Source organism: Nesterenkonia sp. CL21 (assembly GCF_031705515.1).
GTDB classification, from domain to species: Bacteria; Actinomycetota; Actinomycetes; order Actinomycetales; family Micrococcaceae; genus Nesterenkonia; species Nesterenkonia aethiopica.
Window position 1 is genome coordinate 179,516 of record NZ_JAUTWR010000001.1, and the last position, 19,939, is coordinate 199,454.

Below are 19,939 nucleotides of genomic sequence, written 5' to 3' on the forward strand. Positions count from 1 at the left end.
CGCCCATGTCAGAGGGGCAGGCGGGACGGCCTGTGGTCGCCCTCACCCGCGTCATGCCGGGCATGGCCGGCCGACCTCGATGGGTCTCGCAGGCCGGGACGGCCCGTGCGGGGAATTGCTCGGGCTCTGCCGCGCTCGATATAGTCGCCTTCGGTGTGCCGGGAAGACTGGTCGGCGAAGAGCAGATTCTGTGTGCAGAGCGCGTGGTCTGGGACGAGTGGGTGCAGAACCGGTTCGTCACCCGTGCCGGTCCTGCCCACAGACGCTCCCGCACGATGATGACGCCTGGACCGCTGGCGACATGTTCCCCGCACCGACAGGAGGCTCGCACCATGCACCTGCCCCTCTGCACGCCACCCTCCTGCGCACCTCAGGCCCCCTGCGGGTCTGTCGCTGAGCGCAGGCCGGGGCGGATCCGGGCGGTGGGCTGCTGATGACGGTCATGGTGCTGCTGTTCCTCTCGCTGGTCCTCGTGCCGGTCTCCGCGGCCGTGCATCGTGTCCTGGGCCGCGACACCGGGTGGTTCGCCGCTGCCGCTCTCATCGGCCTCGGCGCCGCGGCGCTGCCATGGATCGGTCCGATCGTCGAGGGAGAGGTCCTCGAGGAACACCTGCCGTGGATCCCCACCGTCGACGTCGGGATCTCCCTGCGGCTGGATGGCCTCGGCATGGTCTTCCTGCTGCTGGTGCTGTTCATCGGGGCGCTGGTCATGGCCTACAGTGCCCGGTACTTCTCAGCCCAGAAACGCACCAATGACTACTACATCTGGATGCTGCTGTTCGTCTTTGCGATGAGCGGCATGGTCATGGCTGATGACCTCATCCTGCTGTTCGTCTTCTGGGAGTTCACCACTCTCTGCTCGTTCTTCCTCATCAACCGGTCCGGGGACAAGGCTCCTGCACCGGCGCAGCGGACGCTGCTGATCACCATGGCCGGTGGGCTGGGCCTGCTCACCGCGGTGCTGCTGACCATCGTGGCCACCGGCACCACGCGGATCTCCGAGGCCCTGCAGCATGAGGTCTGGCAGCAGGACGGCGTGTTCACCTCGGTCGTGGCGGTGCTGGTGGTCCTCGCAGCGTTCACCAAATCTGCGCAGTTCCCGTTCCACCTGTGGCTCCCGGACGCCATGGTGGCACCCGCCCCGGTGTCCGCCTACCTGCATGCCGCGGCGATGGTGAAGGCCGGCATCTACCTGCTGCTGCGGTTCTCCCCGGCGTTCGAGGGAGTGGTCATCTGGCAGACCCTGCTCATCGTCTGCGGACTCATCACCGCGCTCATCGGTGCTCTGTTCGCCATGCAGCGGCACGACATCAAAGAGATCATGGCCTACTCCACGGTCAGCCAGCTGGGCTTCCTGGTCACCGTGATCGGCGTCGGGACCCCGACGGCGCTGGCGGCTGCGACGATCCACGTGATCGCCCATGCCCTGTTCAAGTCCTCGCTGTTCATGATGGTGGGCATCATCGAGCATGAGGCGCACTCGCGGGACATCCGCAAGCTCAACGGCCTGCATCGGACGATGCGCGTCTCCGGGGTCATCACGCTGATCGCCTGCCTGTCCATGGCGGGCATCCCGCCGCTGATGGGCTTCGTCTCCAAGGAACACCTGCTGGCCGGCTTCCTCTCCGCCGAGTTCGGCGCCGGTCTCACGTGGCTGATCACCGGGCTGATGGTGCTCGCGGCCGTCGGCACCTTCGCCTACTGCGGTCGCATCGTCCTGGGCTCATTCACCTCCTACACCGGCGCCGGCCGTCAGGACGAGGCGCTGGAGCCCATGCGGCCCGACGCCAGCCACGAGGCTCCGCTGTCGTTCTACCTGCCTGCCCTGCTTCCGGCGGTCGCCGGCCTGATGCTGGGCTTCACGCCGCAGATCTTCGACGGGCTGGTCAGCGCGGCCGCTTCGGCGGCCTCCACGGTGGAGTATGAGGCGCACTTCCTCCTCTGGCACGGGTTCACCGTGGATCTGGCCCTCTCGGCCACAGTCATGGTGGTCGGCGTCGTGCTGGTGCTCTCCAGGACCAGGGTGGACTCACTCATCCCGCGCACCATCCTGCCCTTCACCGGGGTGCAGGTCGTCGAGCGGCTGCGCACCGGCTCCATCGCCTTCGGGCGTCGGGTCGGAGACATCACCCGCACCGATGTGCATGGCCTGCACCTGACCGTGCCCGGCATCCTGCTGGGCGGCATCTTCGTCGCCGGCATCGTGGCCGCCCCGTTCGTGGGAGAGTTGACCCCCGGGCACACGCGGATGACCGACTGGGTGCTGATCGGTCTGCTGGTCGCCTTCCTCATCGGCTCCGTCGTCACCCAGAGCCGCACCGCGGCCGTGGTGCTGGTCGGCGGTGCCGGCTTCGTGGTGGCCGCCTGGTACTTCCTGCTCGGCGCCATCGACGTCGGCATGACGCAGCTGCTGGTGGAGATCCTCACCGTGGTGGTGCTGGTGCTGGTGATGCGCAAGCTCCCCAAGCGCTTCCACGAGGTCTCCCGCACCCGCACCGTGGTCTCGGCCGCCGTCGCCATCGCCTTCGGTGTGATGGCCTTCATCGCAGCCTTCGCTCTGACGGGCCGCCGCGGCCAGTCCCCGGTGGCGGAGTGGTACCTGGAGAACACCTACGAGGAGGCCCAGGCCACCAACATCGTCAACTCGATCCTGGTGGACTTCCGCGCCCTGGACACGTTCGGCGAGCTGACGGTGCTCGGCGTCGCCGGGTTCGCGATCCTGGCACTGCTGAACTCCGCGTTCTCCACCTCGGACAACGCCCCAGCCGCCTCCCGGCTGTGGGTCGGCACCCCGATCTCGAACGCCGAGGACAACACCACGGCGATGCGCATGGTGTTCAACTGGATGGCGCCGTTCATCATCCTGCTCTCGGTGGTGCTGCTGGTCCGCGGCCACTACGAGTCAGGCGGCGGATTCATCGCCGCACTGGTGGCCGGCGGCTTCTTCGCCCTGCGGTACCTGGTGGCGCCGTCGGACTCCGCGGTCAAGCTGCGCTTCGACTACGCGATGGTCATCGTCGGGGGCATCATGACCGGCGCGGCGGTGGGCCTGCTCGGCTTCCTGGAGGGCTCCTACCTGCGGCCGATCATGTGGGACATTCCGCTGCCCTGGGGCGGGGAGTTCACCTTCACCACGGCGCTGATCTTCGACGTCGGCATCTACCTCGCCGTCATCGGTGCGGTCCTGGTGGCGCTGGATCGGCTCGGCCAGGCCCAGCGCTACCCGGCCGAGCTCCTGCGGGCCCACCGCAAGGCCTTCGGCACACCGGAGGGCCAGCCGCACAACTCCGAACATCGCTACGTGGACCCCGGAGATGTGCCCCTCGAGGTGGATCCGACGGCCGGAGAGGATACGACGAGCATGCAGGAGGTGAGCGACCGATGAGCATCGCCATCGCCATCGGGGTCCTGACGGCAGCGGCCGTCTACCTCTTCATGCAGCGCGGCATGGTCAGGATCGTGCTGGGCTTCGTGCTGGCCTCGCATGCGGCGAACCTGCTGCTGTTCTCCGCGGGCAACGTCGCCTACCGCGGTGTGCCCTACATCGGCTCCGGTGAGGTGGGGGAGCAGGCCGACCCGCTGCCCCAGGCCTTCGTGCTGACCGCGATCGTCATCGCCTTCTCCATCACCATGTTCATGGTGACCCTGGCGATCACCACCACCACCGACGACGACACCGAGAACGAGGAGGAGTCGCCGATCATGGTGCTCACCGGCGGCACCGGCGACATCAACGACGCCGGCATGATGCGCCACGACGTCGAGTGCACCGGTGCCGCGGGCGCGGGCACGGGCGGGGCGCACGCCAGCCCGCTGAGCCCGGTCCACGACTTCGAGGGCCCGGAGGATCTCCCTGACGTGCTCCCCGGGCACGGCAACGGCGCCCCTGAGCGCGGAGACGGAGGTCCCCGATGAGCGAGACTCTGGCCCCGCTGCTGCCCCTGCTGGTCGGCATCCCGCTGTTCCTGGGCGCCTTGGGTGCGCTGTTCCGGCAGAACAAGCTGGTCCGCCACATCATCAGCCTCGGAACTCTGGCCGCCCTCTTCGCCTTCTCGATCCTCCTGGTCGTGGTCACCCATGACGGCACGGTGATCGCCCACCAGGTGGGGCTGTGGGACTACGGGGTCTCCATCCCCTTCGTGGTCGACGCGCTCTCCGCCCTGGTGCTGATGATCATCTCCATCCTCGGCATCGCCTCGGTGCTGTTCGCGATGGCCACCCACGAGGCTCGCGCCCGGTTCTATCACCCCTTCGTCCTGGTCCTGATGGCCGGCGTCTCCGGGGCGCTGATGACCGGCGACATCTTCAACCTGTTCGTGTTCATCGAGGTCATGCTGCTGCCCTCCTACGGGCTGCTCTCCATGATGGGGGCGAAGCTCGGGGCGCACGGGGCCCGCATCTACGTCTCGGTGAACCTGATGGCCTCCACGCTGCTGCTGGCAGGGGTCGGGCTGGTCTATGCGACCGCCGGCACGGTCAACCTGGCTGAGCTGCACGGTGCGGCCGTGGACGACCCTGCAGTGGCGGTCGGCGGCGGCGTGGTGCTGACCGCGATCGCCATCAAGGCCGCCGTGGTGCCGGTGCACGGCTGGCTGACCCGCACCTACACGTTGACCTCGCCGGCGGTCACCGCGCTGTTCTCCGGCATCCACACCAAGGTCGCCATCTACGCGATCTATCGCATCTACTCGCTCCTCTTCGACGGCGACCAGCGCTTCCTGTGGGTGGCGCTGCTCATCACGAGCCTCACCATGCTCATCGGTGTGCTGGGCGCGATCGGGGAGAAGACGACACGCTCGATCCTGGTGTTCCACATGATCAGCCAGATCGGCTACATCCTCATCGGCGTCGGGCTGTTCACCATGCTGGGGCTGACCGCGGCGATCTTCTACCTGCTGCACCACATGATCGTGAAGGCCTCGCTGTTCCTCTCCACCGGGGCGATCGAGGAGACCTACGGCACCGGGGAGATCGACAAGCTGGGCGGCATGCTGAAGCGGGAGCCGCTGGTGGCGATCACCTTCATGGTCGCCGCACTGTCCCTGGCGGGCCTGCCGCCGTTCTCCGGGTTCGTCGCGAAGTTCACCATCATCCAGGGGACGCTGGAGCAGTCGCACTACTGGGTGGCGGCCACCGCCGTCGTGGTCTCCGTGTTCACGCTGCTCTCCATGCTGAAGATCTGGACCGGGGTGTTCATGGGCTCCGAGCCGGAGAACCTGGAGAAGCGCGCTCTCATCCACCAGCAGCGCACCCATGGGAGGCGATACCTGCGGGTGGAGGCCCAGGCGGAGACGCCGACGCTGAGCATCGGGCCGCCGACGACCACCACCACGAAGGTCCTGGCCGGTGAGCGTGCGGTGAAGATCCCGCCGAAGCTCATCATCCCGGGGGCCTTGCTGGCCGCGGTCACGCTGTTCTTCGGGCTGGGCGCGGAGCTGCTGATGAGCCTCTCGGCCACGGCGGCGGAGAACCTGTTGAACCCGATCGAGTACGTCAGGGCGGTGAGCGGCGCATGAGCATCCAGAGACTCTCCCGGCAGCCCTGGCCGCTGCGCATCCTGAGCTTCCTGCTCTGGTACGCCAAGGAGTTCCTCCTGGCGAACCTCAAGGTCACCGCAGACGTGCTGCGTCCGCGCCGCAGGATGCGGATGACCCCGGCGATCGTCGCCGTGCCTGCCGCATCCCGCACTGACACCGAATGGACGCTCATCTCGGCGCTGATCACGCTGACGCCCGGCACGCTGACCATCACCCTGTCCAAGGAGCACGGCATCCTCTACGTGCACGGCATGTTCGTGGACACCCGCGAGTCGCTGGTCACCGAGATCCAGGAGATGGAGGACCGTCTGCTGCATGCGACCCGTCGCGACGTCGGCGACCTGACCCGTCCGTTGGAGGCTCCTGTGGTGGCCCCGGTGGACGTCGACGAGGACGAGGCAGGTGATCCGCTGTGATCACGGAGATCACTCTGGAGCTGGCTCTCGTCCTGCTCGGCGCGGCCATGCTCATCGCCGGCGTCCGCGGGTTCCTGGGGCCCCGCACCTCGGACCGCGCGGTCGCCTCGGACCTCATCTTCTTCGCGATGATCGGCTTCATCGCGCTCATCGGCCTGAGGATCGACATCGAGGCCCTGTTCGACATCATCCTCATCGCCACGCTGCTGGGCTTCATGGCCGCCATCTCCATGGCACGACTCGGATCGGGGGGACAGCGCTGATGGATCTGCACATCCTCGACATGAGCGCCCACGTGGTGGGCCTGGTGCTGGTTTTCCTCGGGATCTTCATCATCATGGTCTCGGCGATCAGCCTCTTCAAGCTCCCGGACCTGTACCTGCGGGCCTCGGGCGTGGGCACCTCCGCGGGCCTGGGGGTGGCGACGATCGTGGTCGGCGCACTGCTGGTCGACTTCTCCTGGCTCAACCTCGTCAAGGCCCTCATCGCGGTCATCGCGCAGCTGCTGACCTCAGCGGTGGGGTCCATGGCGATCGCCCGGTCCGGCTACCTCAACAACTCGTTGCCCGCGGCCATCACACACATTGATGAGCTGCGCCTGACGCGGCGAGACGCCACCGCTGACTGACTCCTCGAGCAGATGTACGATCACGAACTCGGCATCACCCGCTGACCTGGGGCGTCTTTGCCGCTAGTGTGGCCCCATGAGCACGGAGTCGCAGCAGGACCCCCGGACCTCCGACGACGGCCTGCCCCCGCACCGCGTGCGGCGGACGCAGGAGGAACCCTCCGACGTCGCGGACGAGCAGGCCACCTATGAGGACGGCGCCCGGCCCGGCACGGTGGCGGCGGCCGCGGACCAGCCGCATCGTGTCAAGGACCTCCAGCGTCTGGAGTTCGCCGAGTCCGACGACGTCCCGGTCAGGCCTCGCGCCCCGTGGCGGCTGACGGGGTCCACCTGGCGGTACAGCCTGAAACGGACCCTGTCCGAGTTCGGGCGCGACCAGTGCACCGATCTGGCCGCCGGGCTGACCTACTATGCGGTGCTCTCGCTGTTCCCGGCGCTGATCGCCTTCGTCTCGCTGCTCTCGCTGATCGGAGAGGCCCAGCGCACGCAGGACTTCATCCTGGGCACGCTCGACGAGCTCGTGGAGGACGAGTTCATGGAGACGGTGGAGAACATCGTCAGCGTGGTGACCTCGGCGCCCGGGGCGGGGCTGGGTCTGGCGGTCGGCATCCTGGTGGCGATGTGGACGGCGTCGAACTACGTCAATGCCTTCTCCCGCGCCATGAACCGCATCCACCAGGTGGAGGAGGGCCGCTCCATGCTGCAGCTGCGGCCGATCCTGTATTCGGTGACGGTGGGACTGATCGTCCTGGTCGCACTCTCGGCGGTGATGCTGGTGGTCTCGGGGCCGCTGGCGGAGGCGATCGGCAGCACCGTGGGTCTGGGGGAGACGGCCGTAGTGGTCTGGGACTATGCCACCTACCCGGCGCTGCTGCTGGTCGCGGCGGCCTGCATCGGCCTGCTCTACTACGCCACGCCGAACATCCGGCAGCCTGGCCCGCTGTGGATCGCGCCGGGCGCCGTCGTCGCCATCCTGGTGATGGTGCTGGCCACCATGGGCGTCGGCTTCTACATCGGGAACTTCGCGAACTACGAGGCCACCTACGGTGCGCTGGCCGGGATCATCATCTTCCTGTTCTGGATCTACATCATGAACGTGGTGCTCCTCCTCGGCGCTGAACTCGACTCTGAGCTGGAGCGGGGCCGGCAGCTGCAGGCCGGCATCGAGGCGGAGCGGACGCTGATGCTCACCCCGCGCGCGGTCAAGGCTGCCGAGAAGGCGGCCGCCAAGCACGAGCGGATGGTGGCCCAGGGCCAGGCTCTGCGGCTCAGCGGTGGCCGGACCGCTGATCCTGACGAGGTCTGGCGACGGTGACCGGATCGTAACCTGCACCACGGCTGATGGTGCAGTCCTGAAACACTTGTGAAAGATTTGCTTGATAGACTCCGATCACCAGGTGACGTACGCAACATCGTGACGCGAAGGCGCGTGGCAGGACGGCGTAGCTCACCGCACCCCTGAGCGGGTCGCCGCACCGACGATCCGCTCGACCGCAGTCGCGGCAGAGTCTGGTCAGGTTCTGCCGCTCGCACCCATGAGGAGAGAATCGCAGATGCGAACACATACGACGTTCAGCCGCGGGGCGGTGGCCGTCTCTGCGGCGGCGGCCCTGACGCTGACTGCATGCGGCGGCAACGGCGGCACCGGCGACGGTGAGGCGGCCGCCGACGGCGGCACCGTGTCGGTCTACAACTGTGAGCCCCAGTTCCTGGTCCCGGGCAACTCGACCGAGGTCTGCGGATCTTGGGTCCTGGAGAACCTGTTCACCGGTCTCACCCAGGTCGACTACGACACCATGGAGGCCGGCCCCGGTGTGGCCGAGAGCTGGGACACTGACGACAACGTCACCTGGACCTTCCACCTCGGGGACGGCTGGACCTTCCACAACGGCGAAGAGATCACCGCCCAGACCTTCGTAGACACCTTCAACTGGGTGGTGGATCCGGACAACGCCCAGCAGAACGAGAACTTCCACAACAAGTTCGTCGGCTATGACGAGGTCGCCGCCGGCGATGCCGAGGAGATGGAAGGCGTCCGTGCCGTGGACGACCACACCCTCGAGCTCGAGCTGACGGAGCCGTTCTCCCCGCTGCCGCTGATGCTCTCCTACACCGGCTTCTACCCGCTGCCGGAGGAGGCCTACGAGGACATCGAGTCCTTCGAGCAGGCGCCGATCGGCAACGGCCGGTACCAGATGGACGGCGCGTGGGTCCACGACGAGGAGATCGCCGTGGAGCGCTTCGAGGACTGGGCCGGCGAGGACCCGGGTCTGCCGCAGCGCATCGAGTGGAAGATCTACGCGGACATCGACACCGCCTACATGGATGTGCAGGCCGGGAACCTGGACATCATGGACACCGTGCCGCCGCATCTGCGCCCCAACATGGAGGCGGACTTCGGCGACAACCAGCACACCTTCGACACCTCCTCCTTCACCTACATGGGCTTCCCGCTCTACCAGGAGGACTTCGAGGATCCGGACGTCCGCCACGCGCTCTCCATGGCGATCGACCGTCAGGAGATCATCGACACCATCCACAATGGGGCGTTCACCCCGGCGTCGAACATCATCCCCCCGATGCTCCCGGAGGCCCGCGAGGACGCCTGCGAGTACTGCGAGTTCGACCCGGAGACCGCCGCGGACCTCTATGAGGAGGCTGGCGGTCCCACGGACATCACGGTGTACTTCAACTCGGGCGCCGGTCACGAGGACTGGGTCGAGGCCATCACCAACCAGTGGCAGCAGCACCTGGGCGTGGAGAGCGTGAGCTTCGAGTCGCTGGACTTCGCCCAGTACCTGGACCTGCACGACAACGAAGAGGTCACCGGCCCGTACCGTCTGGGCTGGGTGCTCTCGTACCCCTCGCCGCAGTACGCGATGGAGCCCATCTACACCACCGGTGTCTCCTCGAACTATGCGCGGTACTCCAACGAGGAGTTCGACGACCTCATCGACCAGGCGAACGGCGCCCTGGAGGAGGACGAGGCGGCCGAGCTCTACCAGCAGGCCGAGGACATCCTGCTGGAGGACATGCCCGTCATCCCGCTGTGGTTCCAGAACTTCGGCGTGGTCCACAGCGAGAACATCGATGGTGACAGCGTCCTGATGGACCCGCGCACCTTCCTGCGCGTCGAGCAGCTCGTCGTCACCGAGGACTGAGCCAGCCACCGCAGCACCCCTGAGGACGCGGCCCGTACCGGCCCAGAAGCCCGTGCGGGCCGCGTCCCATGCCGGGGAGGTGTCCACCCTTCACGCCTCTCCGGCACGACTGCCGCACTGCCGCGGCGTCATCCGCGGCACACCCTGCCCGCCACGCACCGATGACCCCGACCGGGCCGGCCACAAGCCGGACCCAGCGAGGAGCCCCGTGAACAACCCCGAGCCGAACGTTCAGCCGCCCCCGACTGCACTGTCCGCCTCCGACCAGCGATCTCAGCCGACGCCGAGTCCAACGCCCGCCCGCGGCCGTCTGTTCGCCGGCGCAGGGCTGAGCACCGCGCTGCTGCTGACCGCCTGTGCCGAGGGAGGCGGCGGCGAAGACGCCTCCGCCGACGGCGGCGAGTTCACCGCCTATACGTGTGAGCCGCAGAGCCTCACGCCCGGCAACACCTCGGAGGTCTGCGGAGCCCGTGTGCTCGAGCAGCTCTTCACCGGTCTCACCGAGATCGACTACGACACCTTCGAGGCCACCGAGGGAGTGGCGGAGTCCTGGGAGTCCGAGGACAACATCACCTGGACCTTCCACCTGCGCGACGACTACGCCTTCCACGACGGTGAGGAGATCGACGCCCACACCTTCGTGGACACCTTCACCTGGACGGCCGACGAGTCCAACGCCCAGGTCAACTCGGAGTTCTACGAGATCATCGCCGGCTATGACGAGCTGCAGGACGACGACGTCGACGAGCTCTCCGGCGTGCGAGCCATTGATGACCACACCCTGGAGATCGAGCTCTCCGACCCCTTCGGTCAGCTTCCTGTTCATCTGGGACTGCTCGGATTCTCGCCGATCCCCTCGGCGGCCTACGAGGACATGGACGCCTTCGAGCAGGCGCCGATCGGCAACGGCCGCTACCGGATGGACGGCGAGTGGGTGCATGACGAGCAGATCGCCGTCACCCGCCACGAGGACTGGCCGGGTGAGGTGCCCGGCAATGCCGAACGCATCGAGTGGAGGATCTACTCCGACGTCGGCACCGCCTATATGGACGTCCAGGCGGGTCAGCTCGACCTGCTGGAGCAGGCTCCGCCGGAGCAGATCCCGAACATGGAGGCCGACTTCGGCGAGAACCAGGGAGCCTTCGAGACCGGGACCTTCACCTATCTGGGCTTCCCGCTGTACCAGGAGGACTTCCAGGACCCGGACGTGCGCCGAGCGCTGTCGATGGCCATCGACCGCGACTCCATCGTGGAGACGATCTTCGACGGCGGCATGCAGCCGGCCCGGTCCATCATCCCTCCCGTGCTGCCCGAGGGTCGCGAGGACGCCTGCGACGCCTGCGAGTATGACCCGGAGACAGCCGCAGACCTCTATGAGGCTGCCGGCGGGCCCTCCGAGATGGAGATCTACTACAACTCGGGGGCGGGGCATGACGACTGGGTGGAGGCTGTGACGAATCAGTGGCAGCAGCATCTCGGCATCGAAGACATCACCTTCCGCTCCCTGGACTTCGCCCAGTACCTCGACGATCTCGCGGAGGAGAACGCCTCCGGGCCGTTCCGACTCGGCTGGACGCTGTCCTCGCCGAGCGCTCAGTACGCGATGGAGCCCATCTACTCCACCGGGGCCTCCCGCAACTACGCGGGATACTCCAGCGAGGAGTTCGACTCGCTGATCCAGCAGGCCAATGCGGCCGACGTCGAGGACGCCGAGCCGCTCTACCACGAGGTGGAGGACGTGCTGCTTGAGGATCTGCCGGTGATTCCGCTGTGGTTCAACCAGCAGCACGTGGTCCACACTGACCGCATCACCGACGTCGAGGTCAGCCCGCGAGGGCTGCCGCGCGTCGAGTCCATCACGGTCACCGAGTGACACGCCTGAAGGAGGCGACCACCTGATGAGGACGCATACCGGAGGCTCCCGCCTCGCCGCCGTCGGAGCCGGCGCGGCCCTGCTGCTGACCGCCTGTGGCGACGACGGCGCAGAGACCGCGTCCGCCGAGGACGGCGGAACCTTGAGCATCTACAACTGCGAGCCGCAGAACCTGATGCCGGGGAACAACACCGAGAACTGCGGCTCCCGGGTCCTGGAGCAGCTGTTCACCGGGCTCACCCAGATCGACTACGAGACCTACGAGGCCGTGCCTGCGGTCGCCGAGAGCTGGGAGACCGAGGACCAGACCACCTGGACCTTCCACCTGCGGGACGACTTCACCTTCCACAACGGGGACCCCGTCACCGCGCAGACCTTCGTGGACACCTTCAACTGGGTGGTGGATCCGGACAACGCCCAGGCCGGCGCGACGTTCCATGACAAGTTCGTCGGCTATGACGATGTCGTCGAAGGGGAGGCTCAGGAGATGGAGGGGGTGCGCGCCGTCGACGAGCACACGCTCGAACTGGAGCTGAGCGAGCCGTTCGGCCAGCTGCCTGTCGTGCTGACCTACACGTCGTTCTTCCCCATGCCCGAGGTCGCCTTCGACGATATGGAGGCGTTCCAGAGCTCCCCGATCGGCAACGGCCGCTACCAGATGGACGGCGAGTGGGTCCACGACGTCGAGATCGCCATGGAACGCTACGAGGAGTGGCCGGGGGAGGACCCGGGTGCCCCGCAGCGCATCGAGTGGATGATCTACAACGACGTCGACACCGCCTACACCGATGTGCTCGCCGGGAACCTGGACATCCTCGGTGAGGTTCCCCCGCACCGGATCGCCGGCGTCGAGGACGACTTCGGGGGCAACTGGTCCCAGCACGAGTCCTCACGCTTCGTGTACATGGGCTTCCCGCTGTACCAGGAGGAGTTCGAGGACCCGGACCTTCGTCACGCGATGTCCCTGGCGATCGACCGCGAGGAGATCATCGAGAACATCTTCGACGGCTCCCAGACCCCGGCCCGGTCCATCCTGCCGCCGGTGCTGCCGCAGGGGCGCGACGACGCCTGCGAGCACTGTCACTTCGATCCCGAGGCGGCGGCAGACCTGTACGAGGACGCGGGAGGGCCGTCCGAGCTGACGCTCTACACCGATTCCGGCACCGGACATGATGAGTACGTCGAGGCCATCGGCAATCAGTGGCGGCAGAACCTGGGCATCGAGGAGATCCGCTACGAGTCGCTGGACTTCGCCCAGTACCTGGACCTGCACGAGTCCGAGGGCGTCACGGGCCCGTACCGGCTGGGCTGGCTGCTGGCCTATCCCAGCCCGCAGTACGCGATGGAGCCGCTGTACTCCGCCGGGGCGCCGTCGAACTATTCGGGGTACGCCTCCGAGGAGTTCGATGAGCTCATCGACCAGGCCAACGCGGCCGACGTCGAGGAGGCCGACACGATCTATCAGGAGGCCGAGGACGTGCTTCTGGAGGATCTGCCGGTCATTCCCCTCTGGTTCCAGGACTACTTCATCGTGCACAGCGACCGTGTGACTGATGTGGACATGGATCTGCGCAGCTTCGTGCGTGTCGAGGATGTGACGGTGACCGACTGAGAGACCACCTGACCTTCGCGGCCGAGCCCGGCGTCACGGACCCTTCGCGGTCTGAGACGTCGGGCCTCCGCCTGACAAGCCCTCTGTAAGCGCACCCACCCTAGGACACCAATGACCCGCTACATCATTCGGCGTCTGCTCCAGTTCATCCCGGTACTCCTCATCGCGACCCTGCTGGTCTACGCGATGGTGTTCCTCATGCCGGGAGACCCGATCCGCGCCCTGGCCGGCGACCGGCCCATGAGCGACGCGGTCCGGGAGACGCTTCGTGAGCAGTACAACCTCAACGACCCCTTCCTCGTCCAGTACGGCAAGTACATCTGGGGAGTCTTCACCGCCGCCGACTTCGGCACCACCTTCACCGGGCGTCCCGTGCTGGAGATCATCCAGCAGCGCCTGCCGGTGACGCTGCAGCTGGCCGCCGTCGCCCTGGTCATCCAGGCCGTGATCGGCATCATCGCCGGCGCGTTGGCCGCCATCTACCGTGACCGGTTCATCGACCGCCTCGTCCAGGTCTCCACGGTCGTGGTCGTGGCGCTGCCGGTCATCGCCATCGGCTTCCTGCTGCAGCTGGTCTTCGGCCTGAACCTCGGCTGGTTCCCGATCGCTGGGGCCCGCGAGGGGCTGGTCAGCTTCGTCCTGCCTGGGCTCACCATGGCCGCGGTCTCCACTGCGATGGTGGCGCGGCTGCTGCGCGGCGAGCTCATGGACGCCCTTCATTCGGACTATGTGCGCACCGCCACGGCCAAGGGCATGAAGCGGGGCCGCGTCGTGGGACGTCATGCGATGCGCAACTCGCTCATCCCGGTGGTGACGTTCCTCGGCGCCGACCTGGCCACCATGATGGGTGGTTCCATCGTGGTCGAATCGATCTTCAACCTGCCGGGCCTGGGCAATCAGGTGTTCCAGTCCATCCAGGCGCAGGAGGGGACCGTCGTCGTCGGCATCGTGACGCTGTTCGTGATGTTCTTCGTCGTCGTGAACCTCGTCGTCGACCTCCTGTACGGCTTGCTCGACCCTAGGATCCGCTATGAGTGACACTGCACTGCACACCCAGGACCCCTCCCGCGACCCCCACCAGCCCAGCCAGGCTGAGGTGCAGGACGCGAAGCACACCGAAGAGGCCAGCCTCTGGGCCGATGCCTGGCGCACGCTGCGGAAGAACCCCTGGTTCATCGTGGCCGCGGCGCTGCTGGTGGTGCTGCTGACCATGGCGATCTTCCCCCAGCTCTTCACGAACACGGATCCGCGGGAATGCCTGCTCAGCCGCAGCCGTCAGAGCCCGTCGGCCGCGCACTGGTTCGGCACCGACGTCCAGGGCTGCGACTACTACACCCGCGTGGTCTATGGCGCCCGGAACTCCATCGCGATCGGCTTCATCACCACCATCGGCGTGTTCGTCGTCGCGGTGGTCATGGGTCTGCTCGCCGGCTACTTCGGCCGCATGGTGGACACCGTGCTCGCCCGCACGGCGGACATGGTCTTCGCCGTGCCCTACATCCTGGGCGCCCTGGTCTTCCTGAACTCCATCGAGGACCGCGGCGTGACGGAAGTGGCCGGGATCCTGATCTTCTTCACCTGGCCGACCATGATGCGTCTGATGCGAGGCTCGGTGCTCTCGGTGGTCAACAGCGAGTACGTGGTGGCCGCCCGGGCTCTCGGTGCCGGGCATCTGACCATCATGCGTCGGCACATCCTGCCGAACTCGCTGGGTCCGGTCATCGGCTACGCGACGGTGTTCGTCGGGATCATCGTCGGCGCGGAGGCGACGCTGACCTATCTGGGCGTCGGGCTTCAGCTGCCCTCCATCTCCTGGGGCCTGCAGCTGCAGAACGCCCAGCCGTACCTGCAGTCGCATCCGCACCTGATCCTGTTCCCGCTGATCTTCGTGGGGCTGACCGTCTTCGGCTTCATGACGCTCGGTGATGCGGTGCGGGACGCGATCGATCCCAAGGCCAAGAAGTGAGGCAGGAGAGCATGAGCATGGATCAGACACAGCCTGCCACCGGGCAGGCCAAGAACGGCCACGGCCCCCTGCTGGAGGTCAAGGACCTGCAGGTCGAGTTCCGCACCAAAGCGGGAGTCGCCCAGGCCATCAACGGCCTGAACTTCACCCTCAACGCCGGAGAGACCCTGGCGATCCTAGGGGAGTCGGGCTCCGGGAAGTCCGTGACCGCCCAGACGATCATGGGGATCCTCGACATGCCCCCAGGGCACATCGCCGGCGGAGAGATCCGCTACCGCGGCGAGGACCTGCTGACGATGCCGGCCGAGAAGCGGCGGAAGCTGCGCGGCGCCAGCATCTCGATGATCTTCCAGGACGCGCTGTCCTCGCTGAACCCGGTGCTGCCGGTCGGCTGGCAGATCGCGGAGATGTTCCGCGTGCACCGGGGGATGAAGCGCAAGGAGGCCCGTCAGAAGTCCATCGAGATGATGCGCCGAGTCGGGATCCCGGCCGCGGAGGAGCGCGTGGGGGACTTCCCCCACCAGTTCTCCGGCGGGATGCGGCAGCGCATCATGATCGCCATGGCCATCGCGCTGGACCCGGACGTGCTGATCGCGGACGAACCCACCACCGCCCTGGACGTGACGGTCCAGGCGCAGGTGATGCGGCTGCTCAAGGAGCTGCAGGTGGAGTACAACATGGGGCTGATCCTCATCACCCATGACCTCGGCGTGGTGGCGGATGTAGCCGACAAGATCGCGGTCATGTATGCCGGCCGCGTCATGGAGACCGCCGACGTCTATGAGATCTACCGGCAGCCGGCCCACCCGTACACGCGCGGCCTGCTGCAGTCGATCCCCCGGGTGGACGGCCAGGAGGACCGTCTGAAGGCCATCCCCGGGCTCCCGCCCATGCTGACCGACATGCCGCCCGGCTGTCCGTTCAACCCCCGCTGCGAGTTCGCCACGGACCGGTGCCGCACCGAGCGGCCCGAGCTGCGTCAGGTGGCCTCGGGCCATACCTCGGCCTGCCACTACGCGGAGAAGATCCACACCCTCGAGGAGGCCCAGAATGAGCCTGTATGACCACAGCCCGGCTGGCCGCCCGGCCGATCCGTTCGCGGACGCAGAGGTGGTCCTGGACGTCGACGGCCTCGTCAAGCACTTCCCCCTGACGCAGGGGATCATCTTCCAGCGGAAGATCGGGGCGGTCAAAGCCGTCGACGGTGTGAGCTTCCAGCTGCGCAAGGGCGAGACCTTGGGCATCGTGGGAGAGTCCGGCTGCGGCAAGTCCACGTTGGCCAAACTCCTGATGCGCCTGGAGGAGCCGGATGAGGGCTCAATCCGCTTCGGCGGAGAGGACTTCCTCGCGGTGAAGGGGGAGGAGCTGCGGAAGCTGCGCCGCAAGATCCAGGTGATCTTCCAGGACCCCTACACCTCGCTGAATCCGCGCATGTCGGTCGGCGACATCATCGGGGAGCCCTTCCGGCTGCACCCCGATGCGAAACCGGCGCAGGGGATCCGGCCTCGGGTGAAGGAGCTGCTGGACCTCGTGGGCCTGAACCCGGACCACATCAACCGCTATCCGCACCAGTTCTCTGGGGGTCAGCGGCAGCGCATCGGCATCGCCCGCGGCCTGGCCCTGAACCCGGAGGTGATCATCTGCGATGAGCCGGTCTCCGCACTGGACGTGTCCGTCCAGGCTCAGGTGATGAACCTGCTGGAGGACCTGCAGTCCGAACTGGGGCTCTCGTACATCTTCATCGCCCATGACCTCTCGGTGGTCCGCCACATCTCCGACCGCGTGGGTGTGATGTATCTGGGCAAGCTGGCGGAGATCGGGACGGAGCAGGAGATCTACCAGGCCCCGGCGCATCCCTACACCCAGGCGCTGCTCTCGGCGGTGCCGGTGCCGGATCCGACACTGCGTGGTCAGCGGGAGCAGATCGTCCTGAAGGGCGATCCGCCGAACCCGGCGAACCCGCCCTCGGGGTGCCGGTTCCGCACCCGGTGCTGGATGGCCACAGACCTGTGTGAGACGCAGGTGCCGGAGCTCATCACCCGGCCGGGCATCACTCAGCAGGCGGCCTGTCACTACGCCAAGGCCAACGAGGATGTGACGGCGTGAGCGCCCTCTCGGCGCAGCATCTGGGCGAGCGCCCGATGATGGCGACGACTGGTCCGTAACATCCTGACATGTTCAGTCACAGCAGCGGGGCCCCGGGGAACACTCCGGGGCCCCGCTGCTGTGACGGCGATGTTTCGCGCCCCCATGAGACAAATGTGATGGTGAACACGAGCTGTGCGACGACTGGAGATGATCTGGATGCCTGGATCCCTGGAATGACGCGGAACTCTGAAAGATGTCTTGCACGTCTGCTGATCGGGGCTGTGTTTCGCTCATGTTGACGGCGTGGGGTTGACAGTGACCTCCCGCGTCCTATCAGGCCTGTTGGGCGAAAATGTGACCGCAGTAACAATTCGATCACGGGTCCTGTGGGGGTGCGGGCAGGTCTCCCTGCGCCCGTATTCTGGTGCACACCTTGATCCGGTGTCAGATGCGTCACAGTCACGGTCGCGTCGGGCGAGAGCCCGAAGGGACGACCCACCTCCTGCCCGCGGTCCGCCGCAGGGAGGCGCGGCAGACGTCTCGGCACCGGTGAACACTCGCATCAGCAGTGAGGAGAAGCTGTGAAGATCAGGAAGCTTTCAGCCGCCGTGGCGATGACCGCCGCCGGCGCACTCGTGATCTCGGGGTGCACCCCGGGCTCGGACGACAACGGCAACGGCGACGCGGAGGAGAACGGCAACGGCGCGGCCGCCGACCAGACCCAGGAGGGCCAGCAGTACACCGTCGAGCCGACCGACGGCACCCGCGCCTCCTTCGAGGACTTCGAGACCACCGACGATGAGATCAACGTCGCGGTGGCGGACGTGGAGTACGTCTCCTACAACAACAACGCCCGGACGTCGAACAACACGACGAACTCGGCCATCGCTGGACTGCAGAGCTCGAGCTTCTGGTACTACGGCACAGACCTCTCGATCAACCAGAACGAGGAGTTCGGCTCCTTCGAGATCACCCAGGAGGGCGAGACCGTCTACGAGGAGGACGAGGACGGCGAGACGCTGCTCGATGAGGAGACCGGTGAGCCGGTCATCAACGAGGAGGAGTCCACCCCGCTGATCGTGGAGTACACGATCAGTGACGACGCCACCTGGTCCGACGGCACTCCCATCACCGTCGCCGACTACGTGCTGACCTGGGGTGCTCAGCACCCCGGCATCGTGAACGAGGACGAGCCGGAGACCGAAGACGGCGAGGCCAACTACCTGTTCGACTCCGTGAGCAAGAACTTCGGCACCTACATTCCGGACGGCCCGCAGGGCGACCTGGACGGCAAGACGTTCACCGTCGAGTACTCCGACCACTACGCCTACGTCGACTGGCAGCTGATCATCACCTGGCCCGAGCCGGCGCACATCGTGGCCGAGCAGGCGGGCATGAGCGTGGAGGAGCTCTCCGAGGCGTTCCGCGACCAGGACTCCGCGTCCTTGGAGGAGGCCGCAGAGTTCTGGAACGAGGGGTGGCACGTGCAGGACGGCGACCTCCCCGACGCCGACCTCATGCCGTCCAGCGGTCCGTACGTGGTGGACTCCTTCGTCAGCGGTGAGTACGTCTCGCTAGTCGCCAACGAGGACTTCTGGGGCACCCCTCCGGGCACCGAGCGCATCACCTTCCACTTCGTGGACGACGGATCCATGCCGCAGGCCATGGAGAACGGCGACCTCGATGTGATCGCGCCCCAGGCCACGCTGGACACCCTCCAGCAGCTGGAGAACATGGGCGACCAGATCGTCATCCACGAGCAGGAGCTCGCCACCTGGGAGCACCTGGACATGAACCACAGCGAGGACTCCGTCTTCCAGGACCACGCCGTGCGTGAGGCCTTCGCACTCTGCGTGCCTCGCCAGCTGATCCTGGACAACCTCATCGAGCCGCTCTACCCGGAGGCTGAGCTGCTCAACGGCCGCGAAGTGCTCAACTTCGAGGACACCTATGACGAGGTCATCAGCGAGGCTTACGACGGCCGCTACGATGAGCAGGACATCGAGCGCGCCGCCGAGCTCCTCGAAGAGGCCGACGCCGTCGGCGCCGAGGTGGAGATCGGCTACCAGTCGCCCAACCCGCGGCGCTCCGACCAGGTGCAGCTGATCGCCGAGGCCTGCGGAGAGGCCGGCTTCGAGATCTCCGACGGTGGTCATGAGGCGTTCTTCGCCGAGGTCATCCCCAGCGGGGACTGGGACGTGGCGATGTTCGCCTGGGCCGGCTCCGGGCAGATCGCCTCGGGCCGCAACATGTACCACTCCACCGGCGGCCAGAACGACGGCTCCTGGAGCAACGAGGAGCTGGACGAGCTCTGGGACGAGCTGGTGATCACCATGGACGAGGAGGACCGCATCCCGCTGCTGCAGGGCATCGAGCAGATCCTGTGGGATGACCTCATGAGCATCCCGCTCTACGTCCACCCCGGCATCTTCGCCTCGGATGCGGAGATCTACAACGTGCGGGCCACCTCCGCCCAGACAGGCATCACGTGGAACGCCGATCAGTGGCAGCGCAGCGCTGAGTGAGAACCAGTCCCTGACTGACTCTCACCAGCCGAGACGGCAGGAGCGGCGACCGCTCTCCTGCTGAGCACGTAGGCGGCGGGGTCTGACAGACCACAAATCTGCCAGGCCCCGCCGCCCCGTCTCCTCGACCCTT

Annotated in this window: 15 protein-coding genes; all 15 read left to right on the forward strand. The window is 66.8% G+C overall.

What is annotated here, in order from left to right; genetic code table 11:
* Positions 1 to 433 precede the first annotated feature (433 nt).
* The 15 genes from Q7C18_RS00765 to Q7C18_RS00835 all read left to right on the forward strand — a co-directional run bounded on the left by Q7C18_RS00765 (position 434) and on the right by Q7C18_RS00835 (position 19,806).
* The gene (locus Q7C18_RS00765) at positions 434 to 3,385 is read left to right on the forward strand and encodes a DUF4040 family protein (RefSeq protein ID WP_311023601.1); all 2,952 of its coding nucleotides are present in this window, start codon (positions 434 to 436) and stop codon (positions 3,383 to 3,385) included.
* Positions 3,382 to 3,915, forward strand: a complete 534-nt coding sequence (locus tag Q7C18_RS00770; protein ID WP_311023603.1) for a cation:proton antiporter subunit C — start codon at positions 3,382 to 3,384, stop codon at positions 3,913 to 3,915. The genes Q7C18_RS00765 and Q7C18_RS00770 overlap by 4 nt, the downstream gene beginning before the upstream one ends.
* Positions 3,912 to 5,516: a monovalent cation/H+ antiporter subunit D family protein gene (locus Q7C18_RS00775; protein ID WP_311023604.1), complete on the forward strand. Its 1,605-nt coding sequence runs from the start codon at positions 3,912 to 3,914 to the stop codon at positions 5,514 to 5,516. Before Q7C18_RS00770 ends, Q7C18_RS00775 begins: the two co-directional genes overlap by 4 nt.
* Positions 5,513 to 5,953, forward strand: a complete 441-nt coding sequence (locus tag Q7C18_RS00780) for a Na+/H+ antiporter subunit E (protein WP_311023605.1) — start codon at positions 5,513 to 5,515, stop codon at positions 5,951 to 5,953. Before Q7C18_RS00775 ends, Q7C18_RS00780 begins: the two co-directional genes overlap by 4 nt.
* Positions 5,950 to 6,216 carry a monovalent cation/H+ antiporter complex subunit F gene (locus Q7C18_RS00785; protein WP_311023607.1) on the forward strand — a complete coding sequence of 89 codons (267 nt, stop codon included), beginning with the start codon at positions 5,950 to 5,952 and terminating at the stop codon, positions 6,214 to 6,216. The genes Q7C18_RS00780 and Q7C18_RS00785 overlap by 4 nt, the downstream gene beginning before the upstream one ends.
* Positions 6,216 to 6,581: a monovalent cation/H(+) antiporter subunit G gene (locus Q7C18_RS00790; RefSeq protein WP_311023608.1), complete on the forward strand. Its 366-nt coding sequence runs from the start codon at positions 6,216 to 6,218 to the stop codon at positions 6,579 to 6,581. The genes Q7C18_RS00785 and Q7C18_RS00790 overlap by 1 nt, the downstream gene beginning before the upstream one ends.
* 76 nt (positions 6,582 to 6,657) lie before the next feature.
* Positions 6,658 to 7,896 carry a YihY/virulence factor BrkB family protein gene (locus tag Q7C18_RS00795; protein ID WP_311023609.1) on the forward strand — a complete coding sequence of 413 codons (1,239 nt, stop codon included), beginning with the start codon at positions 6,658 to 6,660 and terminating at the stop codon, positions 7,894 to 7,896.
* Positions 7,897 to 8,134: 238 nt separating this feature from the next.
* A complete protein-coding gene (locus Q7C18_RS00800; RefSeq protein ID WP_311023611.1) occupies positions 8,135 to 9,742 on the forward strand; it encodes an ABC transporter substrate-binding protein in 1,608 nt (535 codons plus the stop codon).
* Between the two features lie 208 nt (positions 9,743 to 9,950).
* Positions 9,951 to 11,615 carry an ABC transporter substrate-binding protein gene (locus tag Q7C18_RS00805; RefSeq protein WP_311023613.1) on the forward strand — a complete coding sequence of 555 codons (1,665 nt, stop codon included), beginning with the start codon at positions 9,951 to 9,953 and terminating at the stop codon, positions 11,613 to 11,615.
* Between the two features lie 25 nt (positions 11,616 to 11,640).
* The gene (locus tag Q7C18_RS00810; protein WP_311023615.1) at positions 11,641 to 13,227 is read left to right on the forward strand and encodes an ABC transporter substrate-binding protein; all 1,587 of its coding nucleotides are present in this window, start codon (positions 11,641 to 11,643) and stop codon (positions 13,225 to 13,227) included.
* A 111-nt stretch (positions 13,228 to 13,338) separates the two neighbouring features.
* On the forward strand, positions 13,339 to 14,265 hold the full coding sequence (locus Q7C18_RS00815; RefSeq protein WP_311023616.1) for an ABC transporter permease: 927 nt from the start codon (positions 13,339 to 13,341) through the stop codon (positions 14,263 to 14,265).
* Positions 14,258 to 15,193, forward strand: a complete 936-nt coding sequence (locus Q7C18_RS00820; RefSeq protein ID WP_311023617.1) for an ABC transporter permease — start codon at positions 14,258 to 14,260, stop codon at positions 15,191 to 15,193. Before Q7C18_RS00815 ends, Q7C18_RS00820 begins: the two co-directional genes overlap by 8 nt.
* Positions 15,194 to 15,210: 17 nt before the next feature.
* On the forward strand, positions 15,211 to 16,257 hold the full coding sequence (locus Q7C18_RS00825) for an ABC transporter ATP-binding protein (RefSeq protein ID WP_396954316.1): 1,047 nt from the start codon (positions 15,211 to 15,213) through the stop codon (positions 16,255 to 16,257).
* Entirely contained in the window at positions 16,244 to 17,299 is a 1,056-nt protein-coding gene (locus Q7C18_RS00830) for an ABC transporter ATP-binding protein (protein WP_070159288.1), read from the forward strand. The genes Q7C18_RS00825 and Q7C18_RS00830 overlap by 14 nt, the downstream gene beginning before the upstream one ends.
* Before the next feature lie 563 nt (positions 17,300 to 17,862).
* Positions 17,863 to 19,806, forward strand: coding sequence for an ABC transporter substrate-binding protein (locus tag Q7C18_RS00835; protein WP_311023618.1), 1,944 nt, complete (start codon positions 17,863 to 17,865; stop codon positions 19,804 to 19,806).
* Positions 19,807 to 19,939 lie beyond the last annotated feature (133 nt).